At 54.4% G+C, this 15,960-nt stretch carries 14 protein-coding genes and 1 pseudogene; 14 read left to right on the top strand and 1 reads right to left on the bottom strand.

Features of this window, described 5'->3' with window-relative positions; genetic code table 11:
* Window positions 1-143 precede the first annotated feature (143 nt).
* From ACZ1HF_RS11785 to ACZ1HF_RS11730, 12 genes and pseudogenes are all read left to right on the top strand, one after another.
* Window positions 144-998, top strand: a complete 855-nt coding sequence (locus tag ACZ1HF_RS11785) for a 5-bromo-4-chloroindolyl phosphate hydrolysis family protein (protein ID WP_472659040.1) — start codon at window positions 144-146, stop codon at window positions 996-998.
* Window positions 999-1,014: 16 nt separating this feature from the next.
* Window positions 1,015-2,184, top strand: a complete 1,170-nt coding sequence (locus tag ACZ1HF_RS11780; RefSeq protein ID WP_472657686.1) for a toxic anion resistance protein — start codon at window positions 1,015-1,017, stop codon at window positions 2,182-2,184.
* 31 nt (window positions 2,185-2,215) lie between these two features.
* Window positions 2,216-3,136: a DUF2927 domain-containing protein gene (locus ACZ1HF_RS11775; protein ID WP_472657685.1), complete on the top strand. Its 921-nt coding sequence runs from the start codon at window positions 2,216-2,218 to the stop codon at window positions 3,134-3,136.
* Between the two features lie 33 nt (window positions 3,137-3,169).
* A complete protein-coding gene (locus tag ACZ1HF_RS11770) occupies window positions 3,170-4,285 on the top strand; it encodes an SPFH domain-containing protein (RefSeq protein WP_472657683.1) in 1,116 nt (371 codons plus the stop codon).
* A 9-nt stretch (window positions 4,286-4,294) separates the two neighbouring features.
* Window positions 4,295-5,392, top strand: coding sequence for a primosomal protein N' (replication factor Y) - superfamily II helicase (locus ACZ1HF_RS11765; protein WP_472657682.1), 1,098 nt, complete (start codon window positions 4,295-4,297; stop codon window positions 5,390-5,392).
* On the top strand, window positions 5,389-6,312 hold the full coding sequence (locus ACZ1HF_RS11760; RefSeq protein WP_472657681.1) for a carbohydrate kinase family protein: 924 nt from the start codon (window positions 5,389-5,391) through the stop codon (window positions 6,310-6,312). Before ACZ1HF_RS11765 ends, ACZ1HF_RS11760 begins: the two co-directional genes overlap by 4 nt.
* A gap of 1 nt (window position 6,313) precedes the next feature.
* Window positions 6,314-6,757, top strand: a complete 444-nt coding sequence (gene dtd / locus ACZ1HF_RS11755; RefSeq protein ID WP_472657680.1) for a D-aminoacyl-tRNA deacylase — start codon at window positions 6,314-6,316, stop codon at window positions 6,755-6,757.
* 173 nt (window positions 6,758-6,930) lie between these two features.
* The gene (locus ACZ1HF_RS11750) at window positions 6,931-9,624 is read left to right on the top strand and encodes a cellulase family glycosylhydrolase (RefSeq protein ID WP_472657679.1); all 2,694 of its coding nucleotides are present in this window, start codon (window positions 6,931-6,933) and stop codon (window positions 9,622-9,624) included.
* Between the two features lie 84 nt (window positions 9,625-9,708).
* Window positions 9,709-10,548 (top strand): S-formylglutathione hydrolase, encoded by an 840-nt coding sequence (fghA, locus tag ACZ1HF_RS11745; RefSeq protein WP_472657678.1) that lies wholly within the window; start codon window positions 9,709-9,711, stop codon window positions 10,546-10,548.
* Complete coding sequence (locus ACZ1HF_RS11740) at window positions 10,545-11,168, top strand: HAD family hydrolase (protein ID WP_472657676.1); 624 nt, start codon at window positions 10,545-10,547, stop codon at window positions 11,166-11,168. Before fghA ends, ACZ1HF_RS11740 begins: the two co-directional genes overlap by 4 nt.
* Window positions 11,155-12,070, top strand: a pseudogene (locus tag ACZ1HF_RS11735) (ornithine cyclodeaminase family protein). Before ACZ1HF_RS11740 ends, ACZ1HF_RS11735 begins: the two are co-directional and overlap by 14 nt.
* Window positions 12,055-12,849, top strand: a complete 795-nt coding sequence (locus tag ACZ1HF_RS11730) for a phytanoyl-CoA dioxygenase family protein (protein WP_472657675.1) — start codon at window positions 12,055-12,057, stop codon at window positions 12,847-12,849. The pseudogene ACZ1HF_RS11735 and the gene ACZ1HF_RS11730 overlap by 16 nt, the downstream one beginning before the upstream one ends.
* Here the strand turns inward: ACZ1HF_RS11730 and ACZ1HF_RS11725 are convergent.
* The gene (locus tag ACZ1HF_RS11725) at window positions 12,846-14,093 is read right to left on the bottom strand and encodes an MFS transporter (RefSeq protein WP_472657674.1); all 1,248 of its coding nucleotides are present in this window, start codon (window positions 14,091-14,093) and stop codon (window positions 12,846-12,848) included. The two genes, ACZ1HF_RS11730 and ACZ1HF_RS11725, sit on opposite strands and share 4 nt — an antisense overlap.
* A gap of 100 nt (window positions 14,094-14,193) precedes the next feature.
* Here ACZ1HF_RS11725 and zapE point away from each other — a divergent pair, with 100 nt between their 5' ends.
* Both zapE and ACZ1HF_RS11715 read left to right on the top strand, forming a co-directional pair.
* Window positions 14,194-15,273 carry a cell division protein ZapE gene (gene zapE / locus ACZ1HF_RS11720; RefSeq protein WP_472657673.1) on the top strand — a complete coding sequence of 360 codons (1,080 nt, stop codon included), beginning with the start codon at window positions 14,194-14,196 and terminating at the stop codon, window positions 15,271-15,273.
* 1 nt (window position 15,274) lies between these two features.
* A complete protein-coding gene (locus ACZ1HF_RS11715) occupies window positions 15,275-15,958 on the top strand; it encodes a hypothetical protein (protein WP_472657672.1) in 684 nt (227 codons plus the stop codon).
* The last annotated feature ends 2 nt before the right edge of the window (window positions 15,959-15,960 follow it).

The raw sequence follows: 15,960 nt of genomic DNA, 5'->3' as shown, positions 1-15,960 counted from the left end.
TTCTGGTAAGTTGTCTGTTGGATGGCTATATCTGGCATGAAAGCGTTCTGAAATGGGGTGAATATGTCAGCGAGCTGGCTTCAGAAATTCGCATATGGGGTCTTGTTCGTTCTGATCTTATTGGCCTCAATAGGTATGGTGTAATGGCCCAGCGATTTGGGGGCGCTCATAGTCCCGGCTCATCTCCGCCAATAGCAGGAAAGCGCGCGCAGAAAGGCCGCACGCGTGCCAATCTGCTACCGATTGCGGCTTTGCCATTGTTGTTTACAGCATTTGGCGGCGGTCCTGTGGCGCTGGCGTTGAACCTGTCTGCTTTTGCGGCGATAGCATTTGCCGCCTGGCTGACGCGCGAAGGTCTGGAAGCAGAAGACGCTTATGCGGCGCGCACGATCTCGCGCCGTCCTGTGATACCGCGCAAACTGCTTGGCAGCCTGTTCATCGGCGTTGGCGTCGGTATGGCGACCTTTGACGGTGGTCTTATCAATGGGGTTCTTTACGGTGTGATTGCGGCGGCGCTTCATGCATTTTCCTTCGGGTTGGACCCGATGTCGAACAAGAATGTTGAAGGGGTCGATAATTTTCAATCCGACCGGGTGGCCAAAGCCGTAGATGAAGCCGAAAAACACCTCAGCGCCATGCTGGACGCCATCAAAACCTCTGGCGATAGGGTGATGATTGCCCGCGTTGAAAAGTTTCAGGCAACGGCGCGTACAATGTTTCGCAGCATAGAAAAAGACCCGCGCGATCTGACCGCTGCACGGCGGTATCTGGGCGTTTATCTTCTGGGCGCGAAGGATGCGACCACCAAGTTTTCCGAACTCTATGCGCGCACCCGAGATCAAGAAGCCCGGGATGATTACACGGCCCTTTTGGATGATCTGGAAGCTGGATTTACCACAAAGACCGACAAATTACTGAGTGATGATCGTACAGATCTTGATATTGAAATAGACGTGTTGCGGGATCGATTGCAGCGCGAAGGCATAAGACCTGAATAACAAGGAGACATAGCTCATGTCCGATACAGTCCGCGAAAAAGCGACCGCAACGATCAGCATGCTGGAAGAAGTCACGTCGGTTGAGCTCAAAGAGCCCTCGACCGAACTGGTGCCTTTGGCAGAGGCACAAATGCCGGTGGCCACAGAAATTCGCAAACGGATGGATGAGATCGATGTCACTGACACAAATTCCATCGTATCCTTCGGATCAAATGCGCAAGCGGGGCTACAAGAAATCAGTCAATCCATGCTGGCTGACGTAAAGAACAAGGATGTGGGGCCAGCAGGCAACAGCCTGCGTAGCATTGTCAGCACGATCCGTGGCTTCTCGGTCGAGGAACTGGACCCGAACCGCAAGCAATCCTGGTGGGACAAGCTGCTTGGTCGTGCAAAACCCGTTGCAGAATTCTTGGCAAAATACGAGGACGTACAGGGTCAGATTGATAAGATTACCGACAATTTGCTGGAACATGAGCACACGCTTTTGAAAGACATCAAATCATTGGACGTGCTTTACGACCGGACGCTGGAATTCTATGATGAGCTCGCGCTCTACATCGCGGCAGGTGAGGAAAAAGTCAGCCAGCTTGATGCAACCGAAATCCCCGCAAAACAAACCGAAGTTGATGCTGCCCCCGAGGATGCAAAGATCATGCGTGCGCAGGAATTGCGCGACTTACGCGCGGCGCGCGATGATTTGGAACGCCGTGTCCATGATCTGAAACTGACCCGTCAGGTAACAATGCAATCCCTGCCATCGATCCGCTTGGTGCAGGAAAACGACAAGTCGCTTGTGACGAAGATCAGCTCGACCTTGGTAAATACTGTGCCGCTCTGGGAAACCCAACTTGCGCAAGCCCTGACAATTCAGCGTTCTTCTGCTGCGGCAGAGGCGGTCAGGGATGCCAATGACCTGACCAATGAATTGCTAACCGCAAATGCCGAAAACCTGCGCAGCGCGAACAAAACCATCCGCGAAGAAATGGAGCGGGGCGTTTTTGACATCGAAGCCGTGAAACAAGCAAATGCAGACCTGATCGGCACGATCGAGGAAAGCCTTCAGATTGCAGATGAAGGCAAGCGCAAGCGCGCAGATGCGGAAGTTGAGCTACAGAAAATGGAAGTTGAGCTGCGCGAAACGCTTGCCTCCGCCAAAAGTAACAAGCCTGCAAAAGCGGACGCCTAACCGGGACATGGCGGGATGGTACAGCATAGGTATGGCTGCTTTAGCGGCATTAGCTCTGTCTGGCTGCGATGTCGCGCAACCTAGCCAAACGCCTGCGCCGAAAGTTGCTGCTCCGCCAGCCCCGCCCAAAATCATCGAACCCTCAAAGCGGTCACGTGAACTGGCCTCCTATTATACCGAGGTACAGCGCAGCCTGCTAAGTCAGGGGCTAATGCGTGTTGATGGGGGCGGTCCGGATACTCCGTTTTCCAAACGCCTTCTGGTGCGCAATTTCATCCAGATCGGGGTGTTCAACGAATTCACACTCGTGGATGGTCGCTACACCAACAAACGCTCCGAAGGGCGGGTGCAGCGCTGGTTGGGACCGGTCAATATCTCTTTGGATTTCGGCAAGGCTGTCCCGCCTGAGATACGCAAGAAAGACACTAAAACGGTTACAGAATATGCCAAACGGCTTGCAGACATCTCGGGGGCAGACATCAATATTGCGCGGGCAAAAGGCAACTTCCATGTTGCAGTGCTAACGGTCGATGAGATCGAAGCCTACGGCCCAACCCTTGCGCGCATTGTGCCGGGGCTTGGAAAAAACATTGCCGATCAGATCACAGATATGCCGCGGGATATTTATTGCGCCGTTTACGCGTTCTCGGATATGGACAAGCCGGACGCGTTTCTGTCTGCCGTGGCAATCGTGCGGGCAGAACATCCGGACCTTCTGCGCAAAAGCTGCTTTCACGAAGAAATTGCGCAAGGGCTTGGGCTTAGTAATGATAGTCCCGAGGCCCGCCCGTCGATCTTCAACGATGACGACGAATTCGCGCTGCTGACCCGCCATGATGAGCTGCTGCTGAAAATACTCTATGACGACCGCCTCCCCCTTGGCGCAAGCCCATCCGAGGCGCGTCCAGTGGTTGAAACAATTGCATCTGAACTTCTGGGGGGTGAAAGCTGACCCCATGCCAAACTCAAGACGGAGAGAACCAAAATGGGTATTTTAGATTTTCTAAAGGGCGAACTTATCGACGTCATCCATTGGACGGATGATACGCGTGATACCATGGTTTGGCGTTTTGAGCGTCATGATTACGCAATCAAATACGGGGCCAAGCTAACCGTTCGTGAAGGTCAGGCAGCGGTGTTCGTGCATGAGGGTCAGCTCGCGGATGTGTTCACGCCAGGGCTTTATATGCTTGAGACGAACAACATGCCCATTATGACGACGCTCCAGCATTGGGATCACGGGTTTCAGAGCCCGTTCAAATCCGAGATATATTTCGTCAACACCACACGGTTCAATGATCTGAAATGGGGGACCAAGAACCCGATCATGGTGCGTGACCCGGAATTTGGCCCCCTGCGTCTGCGGGCCTTTGGAACGTATTCGGTGCGTGTCACAGACCCCGGTATGTTCCTGCGTGAAATTGTCGGCACGGACGGCGAATTCACGATGGATGAAATCAGCTTTCAGTTGCGCAACATCATTGTGCAGGAATTTTCTCGCGCGATTGCGGCCTCGGGTATCCCGGCGTTGGATATGGCCGCGAATACCGGAGATCTGGGCAAATTGATTGCCGAAGCGATCAATCCGGTTGTTACCAAATACGGCGTAGCTTTGCCCGAGCTTTATATCGAAAACATCTCTCTGCCGTCCGAAGTTGAAGCCGCCATGGACAAGCGTACCTCTATCGGCATTGTCGGTGATCTCAACAAATACACTCAATATTCAGCCGCCGAGGCGATGACCGTAGCGGCCAATAACCTGGGCGGTAATTCCGGTATGGATGCTGGGCTTGGCATGGGTATGGGGATGGCAATGGCCAATCAAATGGGACAGGCCGGGCCTTGGGGCGGGCGCCCCGCAGCTGTACCGCCACCGCCGCCGGTTGAACATGTCTGGCACATCGCAGAAAATGGCGCCACAAAAGGCCCGTTTTCCAAAGCTGCCCTTGGGCGTATGGCGACTGAGGGCACGCTTGCCCGTGAAACGATGGTATGGACTGCCGGGCAAGATGGCTGGATGAAAGCAGAAGACGTGACCGAGCTGGCGCAGCTATTCACTATTTTGCCACCTCCGCCACCACCCCCTGCACCGGGGGCATAACAGAACGATATGACGGACGCTCTGCCTGAAGAGCATAGATTTCCCTGCGACAATTGCGGGTCCGATTTGCGCTTTGACCCAAGCGTGGGGAAACTGGTGTGCGATCATTGCGGCAATACCGAAGCCGTGCTGGGCACCATACATGCGGATGCCCTGATCAAAGAGCTGGATTTCGAGAAAGCGCTTGCCGATGATCTGTCCGAGATTGAAGCGCAGGACACACGCGTTTCATCCTGCCCAAACTGCGGCGCGGTGATCGAGTTCCTTGAGCATTCCCACGCGACCCAGTGCCCATTCTGCGCAACCCCGGTTGTCACGGGCACTGGGAAACAACGCCAGATCAAACCAAGGGCGGTTCTGCCCTTTGCGCTGGATGAGGGCGAGGCACGAAAAGCCATGACCACATGGTTAGGCAGCCTGTGGTTCGCCCCGAACGGATTGAAAGACTACGCCCGGAAGGGCCGGAAGCTTGACGGTATCTATGCGCCATATTGGACCTATGATGCCGATACGCGGACCCGGTATAGTGGGGAGCGTGGCACGATCTACTACGAGACTCGCACCGTTGCGCGGAACGGTAAGCAGGAACGAATACAAGTTGCAAAAACGCGCTGGCGCTCTGTCTCGGGGCGGGTTGCGCGGCAGTTCGATGACGTGCTTGTGCTTGGTGCGACTTCCCTGCCAAAAACCTATACTGATGCCTTGACGCCGTGGGATCTGTCGGAACTTGCGCCATATTTACCTGAATATCTGGCAGGCTTTCGTGCAGAAGGATATACGGTTCCTTTAGAAGACGGATTTCGAGAGGCACGACATTATATGGACAGGATGATAACCCGCGATATCAAGTTTAATATCGGCGGTGATAAGCAGCGTATTCATCAGGCAACAACGGATGTCAGCGACATCACCTTCAAGCATATCCTGCTACCAATCTGGCTGGCGGCTTACAAATACAAAGGTAAAAGCTATCGCTTTGTGGTGAATGGGCAAACTGGTGCCGTCAAAGGTGAACGACCCTATTCTGCTATCAAGATCGCAATCGCCGTTGTATTGGGCCTGATCGTCGCGGCTGCGGTTGGTTATATTATGGCGCAGAACCAATGATCCTGTGTTGTGGTGAAGCGCTGATCGATATGCTGCCGCGCCGCAGTGTCGAGGGCGAAGACGCTTTCGCGCCTTATCCGGGCGGAGCCGTATTCAACACAGCGATTGCCTTGGGCCGACTTGGGGTGAAACCTGGCTTCTTTTCAGGGCTGTCCACCGATCTGTTTGGTCAGCTTCTTGAGGACCATCTTGCCAAGGCCGGTGTAAATACATCACTGGCGGCGCGGAGTGATCGCCCCACCACTCTTGCCTTTGTCAGACTGACAGATGGGCAGGCCAGCTATGCGTTCTATGATGAAAACACTGCCGGACGGATGCTTGCCTCTGATGATCTGCCCGATCTGGACGCTGGCATCGACGCTTTGTTCTTCGGCGGCATTTCACTGGTGGGTGATCCTTGCGGCGCAACCTATGCTGAGTTGATGCATCAGGTGGCATCGTCCCGCGTGACGATGATCGACCCGAACATCCGACCTTCGTTCATTAAGGATGAACAGGCTTACAGGGCCCGCATTCAGGACATGATGGGCATTGCCGATATTGTAAAACTGTCGGACGAAGACCTTATTTGGCTTGAAGGGGACGGATCAATCAGCGCGCTGTCGCGCAAATTGATTGATCTTGGCACAAAGGTTGTTCTGATTACGGAAGGGGCCAAAGGGGCAACTGCGTTCACGGACTCTGGCGAAGTTTTCGTTCCGGCGGAGAACGTCACAGTCGTGGATACGGTCGGGGCCGGTGATACATTCAATGCGGGTTTTATGGCATCGCTGCAAATGCAGGACCTGCTGAAAAAGCCTGCCATTGCTACCCTGTCTGACGATGCTATTCGCAAAGCCCTGTCCATGGGTGTTCGTGCGGCTGCCATCACGGTGTCGCGCGCCGGGGCCAACCCGCCCTTCGCCTCAGAGCTATTATAATATGAGAGCGTTGGTTCAACGTGTCCGGCGCGCAAGCGTGGAGGTACACGGCCAACGCGTGGGTGAGATCGAACAGGGTCTTCTGATCCTTGTTTGCGCCATGCACGGCGACACGGATGACATCACCACAGCATTGGCTAGAAAAATTGCCAAACTTCGCATCTTTAAAGATGACGTTGGCAAGATGAACCGCTCCCTTCTGGATACAGGCGGGGCTGCGCTTGTTGTCAGTCAATTCACGCTGGCTGCCGATACATCACGTGGCAACAGACCGGGCTTCTCGACGGCTGCTGATCCCAAGGAAGGGCAGCGGTTATACGAATATTTTGCCGATGTGCTGCGCGGTCTGGATATCAAAACCGAGACAGGCCAGTTTGGTGCTGATATGGCGGTCAGCCTTGTTAATGATGGACCGGTCACGATTTGGATGGATTCCGCTGATTGATCGGTAAATTACGACAATATATTACATTTATTTGAACTGTTTCGCGGATTGGCGGCTTTTACTGCCAATAGGTTATCAAAATACAACTATCCATTCATCTCTTCTTTCGAATTTGACAAAAATGTGTTTTGAGTTTGTTCAGTATTTGAAAAAAACAATGATGGTTAAGCAAAATGCCCAAGACAGGATGGTTTTCAACCCGTGGTTCCGACATCATCGATGATGAAGGAAATGTTGTAAAAATTACCGGTGTAAACTGGTTCGGGGGTGAAACTGCCCGGTATTCACCCGATGGTCTGTTCGCACGCAATTGGCAGGACATGATGGATCAGATGGTGGATGAAGGTTTCAACACTATTCGTCTGCCGTTCTCAAATGATGCATTGCGGGATGGGGCAACGCCAACTGACATCAACTACCAGATCAATCCTGATCTCGCCGGTTTGTCATCTGTCGAGGTGATGGACAAGATTGTCGGGTATGCCGAAGAAATCGGCATGCGGATTATTCTTGATAACCACCGCAACGCCGCCGGTGATGGCGCATCGGGCAACGGTCTTTGGTATGGCGAAGGCTATACCCAACAGGAATGGATTGACGACTGGGTCGCGCTGGCCGAGCGTTACAAAGACAATCCAACCGTCGTAGGTTTCGATTTGTCGAACGAGCCGCATAGCGCCAGCTGGGGCAGCGGGGATGCTGCAACCGATTGGCGTCTGGGCGCGGAGGCTGCAATTGCTGCAATTCATAATATAAACCCCGAGGTCCTGGTGATCGTAGAAGGTATCGGCGGGGATTATTGGTGGGGTGGGAACCTCAAAGGTGTTGCCGATAACCCAATCCGACTGACGCAGACAGACAAACTGGTCTATTCGCCCCACGCATACCCTAACTCGATCTACAGCCAACCCTGGTTCTCGGACCCGAATTTCCCTGACAACCTACAGGAAGTCTGGGACAGAAATTTCGGTTATATCGCCAAGGAAGGCATTGCCCCCGTTCTGGTGGGTGAGTTCGGGTCGAAATTTGAAGATCCGAAAGACATCGCATGGGTTCAAGAATTCATCCCATATCTGGAAGAAAACGGGCTTAGCTTCACCTACTGGTCCTGGAACCCGAATTCCGGTGATACGGGTGGTATTCTGGCCGATGACTGGAACACTGTGAACCGCAATAAGGTGGACGCAATATCGCCCGCACTTGGGGGTCAGTTACCTGCCGTGGAAGCTAGCGCTGCTCCAATTGAAGGGACAGTGGGTGATGATGTTCTCAACGGAACAGAAGGTGATGACATTATCGAAGGCTTCCAAGGTAACGATGAGCTGAACGGTCTTGGGGGTGATGATCGCCTTGAAGGTGCGAATGGGACTGACATCCTGAATGGTGGTGCAGGTAATGATGAGCTTTCAGGCGGTAATGGCGAGGACCGACTAGAGGGCGACGCGGGCAATGATATTCTGGAAGGCGGCAACGATGATGACCGGCTTGACGGAGGTGTGGGCAATGACCAGCTTTCTGGTGGTAATGACAATGACCGTCTTTATGGTCGATCCGGGAATGACACGCTTACAGGCGGCAATGGCAACGACAGGCTTTATGGCGGCTCTGGCACCGATATTCTTGAAGGTGGCATCGGCGATGACTATTTGCGCGACGAAAGCGGCCAGACTACGTTCAGTGGTGGCATTGGAATTGATACGGTGTCCTACTATGGTCATACATCTGGCGTAACAGTTGACCTTCTGACTGGTGCGAATTCCAACGCGGATACATATAGCAATATTGAAAATCTGATGGGGTCAGACATTGCAGATGACACGTTGCGCGGCGACAATAATGACAACCGGCTTCGTGGTGCAGGTGGCAATGACACGCTTGAAGGCCGAGACGGGAATGACCGGCTGGAAGGCGAGGACGGCAACGACCGACTGGACGGTGGTGCAGGTGAGGATCGGCTCTATGGCGGTTCGGGAAATGATATTCTTGAAGGTGGCATCGGCGATGACTATTTGCGCGACGAAAGTGGGCGGGATACGTTTAACGGCGGCCTTGGGAACGATACTGTGTCTTATTGGGGCCACAAAGCCGGTGTGACTGCCGATCTTTTAACCGGTGCTAACTCCAGCGCGGATACTTATAGCAGTATTGAAAATCTGCTGGGGTCAGACATTGCAGATGACACTTTGCGTGGCGACAATAATGACAACCGGCTTCGTGGTGCAGGTGGCAACGACACGCTTGAAGGCCGAGATGGGAATGACCGACTGGAAGGTGGCAAAGGTAACGACCGGCTGGAAGGCGGAGCAGGTGAAGATCGGCTCTATGGCGGCTCTGGCACCGATATTCTTGAAGGTGGCGCGGGCGATGATTACCTGCGCGACGAAAGTGGCCGCGATACGTTCAATGGTGGTGACGGAATTGATACCGCGTCCTACTGGGGCCATAAATCTGGCGTAACAGTCGACCTTCTGACCGGTGCTAATTCCAGCGCCGATACCTACGTTAGTATCGAGAACCTCTATGGCTCAAACAGGGCTGATGATACCCTGCGCGGGGACAATGGGGCAAACATACTGCGCGGTGCAAAAGGCGATGACACGCTTGAGGGTCGCGGCGGCGCAGATATATTCGTGTATGATACGAATGGCGGACAGGATGTCATCGAAGACTTTCTTGTTGCTGACGATGACAGGCTGCGGCTGAACGATGGCAATTGGACCGGTACACTCAGCGCACAACAGGTTCTTGACACGTATGGCCGTCAGGAGGGCGGGAATTATGTTCTCGATTTCGGGGATGGAAACAGCATCACCCTGAACGGCAACATCGATATCAATTCCTTGGCAGGGCAGATTGATTTCTTCTGATCCTGACGACTTTGCACAGCCATATCTCTTGTGATCAAACACATCACGCGGTAGCCCTTTCATAAGTATTGAAAGGGCTACGCTATGGAAACTCTATCGGAAAACGCATGTTTCGGGGGCGTCCAAGGCGTCTATTCTCACGCTTCGACTGCCTGCGCCTGCGACATGACGTTTGGCCTGTTTCTACCAGCCGAAGCGCAGGACGGTCCGGTCCCGGTTCTGTGGTATCTCTCTGGCCTGACCTGCACCCATGAAAACGCGATGGTGAAAGCCGGTGCGCAATGCTGGGCGGCGGAACATGGCATCGCGCTGGTCTTTCCCGACACCTCGCCGCGTGGTGACGCTGTGGCTGATGACGAGGCTTTTGATCTGGGCCAAGGTGCCGGCTTTTACGTCAACGCCACGCAGGCCCCGTGGGCCCCGCATTTTCAGATGTATGACTACATCACCCGCGAACTCAGCACTGTAATATTTAACAATTTTGCAATTGATGAAACACGTGAAAGCATCACCGGCCATTCCATGGGCGGACATGGGGCGCTGACCATCGCCATGACTCACCCTGGCCGGTTTGCCAGTGTGTCGGCGTTTTCACCGATTTGCCATCCCACGAAATCTGACTGGGGCCGCAAACAACTGAGCGCATATCTGGGTACGGATGAAAGTAAATGGGCAGAATATGATGCAACCCTCTTGATGCAGGATAAAGGTTTCGATGGCCCGGTCCTGATTGATATGGGAACAACGGATCAGTTCCTTGATCTGCTGATGCCCGAAGCCTTGGCCAAAGCTATGGCAACGCGCCGTCAGCAAGCCATTTTCAGGATGCAGCCGGGCTATGATCATTCCTATTTCTTTGTATCCACCTTCATGGAAGATCATATCGCCTTCCACGCTGAAGCTCTTTACGGGCTTAACACATGACCATTCAGGCTGTTATCTTTGACATCGGTAATGTCCTGATCGAATGGCAGCCCGAGCGGCATTATGATGCGGTCATCGGTGAAGACCGCCGTAAGGCCATGTTTGCCGAAGTTGATCTGCACGGCATGAACGACGTGATCGATATGGGCGGCCCCTTCAGGGAAACCATCTATGAAACCGCTGAAGTTTACCCAAAGTGGCGCGCCGAGATCCGCATGTGGCATGACGAATGGATCAAGATGGCCAGTCCCGCGATCCCACAGTCTTTGAACCTGCTGCGCGCGCTGCGCGAAAAAGGCGTTCCGGTCTTTGCGCTTTCCAATTTCGGTATTGAAAGCTTCGCCTACGCTGAAACCCAATACCCGTTTCTGGGGGAATTCGACCGCCGCTATATCTCGGGTCATATGCAAGTCATCAAACCAGACCCTGCGATTTACGAGATGGTTGAGCAGGATTGCGGATTACCGCCCGAAAGCCTGCTCTTTGCTGATGACCGGGTGGACAACATAACCGCAGCACAGGCGCGGGGATGGCAGGCGCATCTCTTTGAAGGGTCGGATGGCTGGGCAGAAGCTTTGGTTGATCACGGTTTGCTCAGTAAGGCCGATGCAGGGCTTTGAGGTTATAGGTTTTGAAGCCTGCGATCCGCTTTTGGACTGGGCGGGTCTGACAGGCGCGCTGGAAGCCGGGCATAGATTGCCCAAAGCGCAGGTGAATGATGGCTTTCTCTACCGGGGGGACGACACGTTATTGCCGCGCGCGGCGTGGATCACCGGCCTTGGCCAACTGGTCAAGACTGTCACGGTCTTCCCGCAAAATGCCGCGAAGGGCCTGCCTAATGTCAATGGTGCGGTCTGCCTGTTCTCTGACGAGACTGGCCAGCTTGAGGCAATGATCGATTTTCATCTGGTGACGAAATGGAAAACCGCCGCAGATTCTGCTTCTATCGGCGAAACGACTTGCGCCGCCCAATGTGCAAAACATCCTGCTTGTCGGTGCCGGAACTGTGAGCAGCACGATGATCGATGCCTATCGCAGCGCGTTTCCGCAGGCAGATTTCACAGTTTGGAACCGCACATCGGACAAGGCAGCACAACTCGCGCAGGCCCGTGGTTTGACCCACACCACTAACCTGCCCGAAGCCGTAGCGCAGGCTGATATCATCTGCACCGCCACCATGTCTCGGGAAGCTGTCATCAAGGGCGACTGGTTGCGTCCCGGCCAGCATCTGGACCTGATCGGCGCCTACCGCCCCGATATGCGCGAGGTAGATACCACCGCCCTGACCCGTGCGCGCCTTTTCGTCGATAGTTTCGACACGACCCTTGATCATATAGGCGAGTTGAAAATACCACTAAGAGCGGGCGAGATCAGCCGCGACGATGTAATCGCTGATTTTTACCAACCCGATCTCTTCCGACGCCACACGGCCGAGGAAATCACAATCGCCAAAAATGGCGGCGGCGCGCATCTGGATCTGATAACCAGCCGCTATATCCTGAATACATGGAGAAACCGATGATCACCGACACGCAAATAGAAGCGTTCCAACGCGATGGCGCGGTTATGGTGCCTGGTGTATTCGCCGACTGGGTTGATGTGATCGCAGACGGTATCGCCCGAAATATGGCAGAGCCGGGCGAATATGCCTCCGAGAATTCTGTGACAGAAGGGCGCTTTTTCGACGATTATTGCAACTGGACCCGCATCCCTGAATTCGGGCGGATCGTGCGCGAAAGCCCTGCGGCCAAACTTGCCGCGCGGGCCATGGGGTCTGAAACCGCGCAGTTCTTTCATGACCATGTACTGGTCAAGGAACCCGGTACGCCCAAACCCACCCCATGGCATCAGGACGCGCCATATTATTTCGTTGAAGGCCAGCAAACCGTCAGCCTGTGGATTCCCATCGACCCGGTCGAGCAGGCCAGCCTGCGCTTTATCGCGGGGTCTCATAAATGGGACAAGATGGTCCGCCCGGTTAGTTGGGCCGATGACAGTGATTTCTATGACGGTCCACAGGATTGGACCCCGGTGCCTGACCCGGATGCAAATCCCGCTGATTTGCGCGTATTGGAATGGCCGATGCAACCGGGCGACGTGGTACTGTTTGATTATCGCACTGCCCATGGGGCACGTGGAAATTTTGCCCAACACCGCAGGCGCGCGTTGTCTTTGCGTTGGGTCGGCGATGATGCAAGATACGTAGAGCGTCCGGGCAGGACGTCTCCGCCGTTTCCCGGCCATGGCATGGCGCAGGGCCAACGGCTACGCGAAGACTGGTTCCCGGTCTTTACGCCCTAAGCAAGCTGATGCGCTGCGGCCCAAGGTTTTTCACGCACAGGCAGGTGTACAATCGCGCTGAATGCCCCAACGCCGATGCCAACCCACCATACAAACGTATAGTCGCCTGTGATGTCATAAAGCTGCCCGCCTAGCCAGACGCCAAGGAACGACCCAAGCTGGTGAGAAAAGAACACGATCCCGTAAAGCGTCCCCATGTACCGTAACCCGTAGATATGGGCGACAAGCCCGCTGGTCAGGGGCACAGTGGCCAGCCACAATGATCCCATGGCAAGGCTGAACAGAATGACTGTAGCGGGTGTCATCGGGGTCAGAATAAACAGCGCTGCCACAATCGTGCGCGCCGTATAGATGCCCGCCAGCAGGTACTTCTTGCTATAGCGTTTGCCCAGATACCCCGCCAGAATTGTACCGCCGATATTGGCAAGCCCGATCAGCGCAATGGACATGGCCCCAAGGGCCGAGGTTGTGGTGATCCCCATCCCCGCCAGAAACCCGCCGGGCGCAATGGGGCCGCATACCTCGGTCACAAAGGCCGGAAAATGCGCCGTGATAAAGGCCAGTTGATAGCCACAGGAAAAGAAGCCCAGAAAGATCATCATATAGGATGGATCCTTGAAGGCGCGCTTCAGGACGACCCCCATGCTCTCTTCAAGCTCTGTTTTGTTTGCAGTGATCGGTGCGCGCATCATCGGCAGCGCGAAAAGCGATGCCAGCATGATACCTGCGAAAATCAGAAACACCGTCTGCCATGTGAAAAAGCCCAGAAGCAGCTCGGCCAAAGGTGCGCCGAACACCTGCCCGGCGGATCCGGCAGCGGTGGCAATACCCAGCGCCATGGACCGGTTCTCGTCCGAGGCAGCGCGGCCCACGATGGCAAGGATCACACCGAACCCGGTGCCGGCAATCCCGAACCCCACTAGGATTTCCAGAAACTGGTGCGCGCCGGGGGTCGTGGCAAAAGATGACAAAACCAACCCCGCCGCATAAAGCAGCGCGCCCGCGATAATCGCCTTTCGGTCCCCCAGTTTTTCTGCAATCGCGCCAAAGATCGGCTGACCAATCCCCCAGGCCAGATTCTGAATGGCAATCGCCAGCGAGAATTCCGCACGGGGCCAGCCGAATTCCTGCGCTATAGGGATCTGGAACACGCCGAAACTTGCCCGGATCGCGAAGCCCAGCATCATGATTATGCAACCGCCCACCAGAACGGGGGTAATCAGGGATGCGTTTTTGCTTGTCATCCCGTCACGCTGGGTCAAAATCGGTGCAGGGTCAATTCATGAATTATGGACTGTCAGATCAGCTTTCCTTATGGCTGATGCAATCGTAAACACGAAACCCATGACCCGTACGTTATCTGACATCTATGAAGCCAAAGTTCAGGCCGGGGCCCTAACCCCGGACGACGCCCAGCGCGAGGCTTTGCCATTTTTCGAAGACATACAAACAGCCCTGTCAGCCCGACCTGCGAAGAAAGGTCTGTTCAGCAGCCTGTTTTCGGAAGACGTGCCCCCTATACGCGGGCTCTATCTGTGGGGCGGTGTCGGGCGTGGCAAGTCGATGCTGATGGATTTGTTCTTCGATCATGTCGAGGAGCCCAAAAAGCGCCGCGTGCATTTTCATGTCTTCATGCAAGAGGTTCATACGGCTTTGCACGAGGCCCGCAAAACCGAAGTGGATGACGCTATCCTGCCTGTTGCTGAAGGAATAATCAGTCAGGTACGGCTGCTATGTTTCGACGAGATGCAGATCACTGACATTACTGACGCAATGATTGTCGGGCGGCTGTTTGAGCAATTGTTCAACGCCGGTGTGGTGGTGGTCACGACCTCAAACCGCGTGCCGGATGACCTTTATAAAGATGGTCTGAACCGCAATCTGTTCCTGCCCTTTATAGCCCTGATCAAGGATCGGCTGGTCGTTCACGAACTGATCGCACACACTGATTACAGGCAGGACCGTCTTGCCGGGGAACAGGTTTACTTTGCCCCGGCAGATGCAAAAGCCCGCGCGCAGATTGATATCATCTGGAACGCGCTGACCGGTGGCTCGGACGCGCCGTTGACCCTGACCGTCAAAGGACGGCAAGTGGTCCTGCCCGCGTTCCATAATGGTGCCGCCCGCGCCAGTTTTTTTGATCTGTGCGGCAAGCCCCTTGGTCCGGCAGATTATCTGGCCGTAGCAGATGCGGTCAGGGTTCTGGTGCTGGAAAACATCCCTTGCCTGTCACGCAACAATTTCAACGAGGCAAAACGGTTTGTCACCCTGATTGATGCGCTATATGAGGCCAAAACGCGCCTGATATGTTCAGCAGCGGATGTGCCCAAGCGGTTATATCTGGAAGGCGAAGGCGCGTTCGAGTTTGAGCGAACCGCATCGCGCCTTATGGAAATGCAGGCCGAAGGTTGGGGGGACCATTAGAATGCACTTTATAAACTCCCTTAAGACCTCCTTTGCTGTGGTCGCTGCAGTAAGTGCTTTGTTATCGCCTGCTATCGCGCAGAGCAATTCGGAAGACGACTATGTACCCCCACCCCCGTGGATAACGCTTCCAGATACGCCTACGGATCGCAGCGCTTTCCTAATTCCGCGCGACAAATTGACGACGCAGGCAACAACACCTTACAGCCTCATAAGACTTATGGATGAAAACCATCCGCAATGGTCCAAATACAGTGAGGTCATTGAGGCTCACCCAGATGCGATGTCCTGTCTGGAAGACAGCGAACAGACAAAAGCCGTAGTGGATATGCTGGCGTTTGATTGGCAAAAGCCAGAGAGTCCACGGGCCCTGTCAGTCTGCCTGTTCCGTGTGATTACAACGCTGGAAAATCCTGTCTTGATGGCCGACTGGTTCCGGCATCACGAATTTCAAGTCAATGTGTTCACAACCCAGTTGACAACATATGGCAATGACCAACGCGATTTCCCCGGTCACGGTTTTGATGCGTATTGGACGCCTGAGCAATATTATGGGCATAGACCCCATTGGTTTCAGACCCTGACCGGGTTTTCTGGTGCATACAGTTTTGCATTCCATGTGCGGTTCTCCGGCTTGAACATGGACAACGTCAACTTAATACAAATCATACCAAACAGCGAATAGGG

This window comes from Litoreibacter sp. GN1-5 (assembly GCF_055693805.1).
The sequence above is the reverse complement of the archived record's forward strand: the minus strand, read 5'-3'. Positions and strand labels throughout refer to the sequence as shown.

Excerpts from the sequence above, each read along its gene's own strand:
- ACZ1HF_RS11785 (WP_472659040.1), top strand. The coding sequence starts at position 144 with ATGGCCCAGCGATTTGGGGGCGCTCATAGTCCCGGCTCATCTCCGCCA.
- ACZ1HF_RS11780 (WP_472657686.1), top strand. The coding sequence starts at position 1,015 with ATGTCCGATACAGTCCGCGAAAAAGCGACCGCAACGATCAGCATGCTG.
- ACZ1HF_RS11775 (WP_472657685.1), top strand. The coding sequence starts at position 2,216 with ATGGCTGCTTTAGCGGCATTAGCTCTGTCTGGCTGCGATGTCGCGCAA.
- ACZ1HF_RS11770 (WP_472657683.1), top strand. The coding sequence starts at position 3,170 with ATGGGTATTTTAGATTTTCTAAAGGGCGAACTTATCGACGTCATCCAT.
- ACZ1HF_RS11765 (WP_472657682.1), top strand. The coding sequence starts at position 4,295 with ATGACGGACGCTCTGCCTGAAGAGCATAGATTTCCCTGCGACAATTGC.
- ACZ1HF_RS11760 (WP_472657681.1), top strand. The coding sequence starts at position 5,389 with ATGATCCTGTGTTGTGGTGAAGCGCTGATCGATATGCTGCCGCGCCGC.
- dtd (WP_472657680.1), top strand. The coding sequence starts at position 6,314 with ATGAGAGCGTTGGTTCAACGTGTCCGGCGCGCAAGCGTGGAGGTACAC.
- ACZ1HF_RS11750 (WP_472657679.1), top strand. The coding sequence starts at position 6,931 with ATGCCCAAGACAGGATGGTTTTCAACCCGTGGTTCCGACATCATCGAT.
- fghA (WP_472657678.1), top strand. The coding sequence starts at position 9,709 with ATGGAAACTCTATCGGAAAACGCATGTTTCGGGGGCGTCCAAGGCGTC.
- ACZ1HF_RS11740 (WP_472657676.1), top strand. The coding sequence starts at position 10,545 with ATGACCATTCAGGCTGTTATCTTTGACATCGGTAATGTCCTGATCGAA.
- ACZ1HF_RS11730 (WP_472657675.1), top strand. The coding sequence starts at position 12,055 with ATGGAGAAACCGATGATCACCGACACGCAAATAGAAGCGTTCCAACGC.
- ACZ1HF_RS11725 (WP_472657674.1), bottom strand. The coding sequence starts at position 14,093 with ATGACAAGCAAAAACGCATCCCTGATTACCCCCGTTCTGGTGGGCGGT.
- zapE (WP_472657673.1), top strand. The coding sequence starts at position 14,194 with ATGACCCGTACGTTATCTGACATCTATGAAGCCAAAGTTCAGGCCGGG.
- ACZ1HF_RS11715 (WP_472657672.1), top strand. The coding sequence starts at position 15,275 with ATGCACTTTATAAACTCCCTTAAGACCTCCTTTGCTGTGGTCGCTGCA.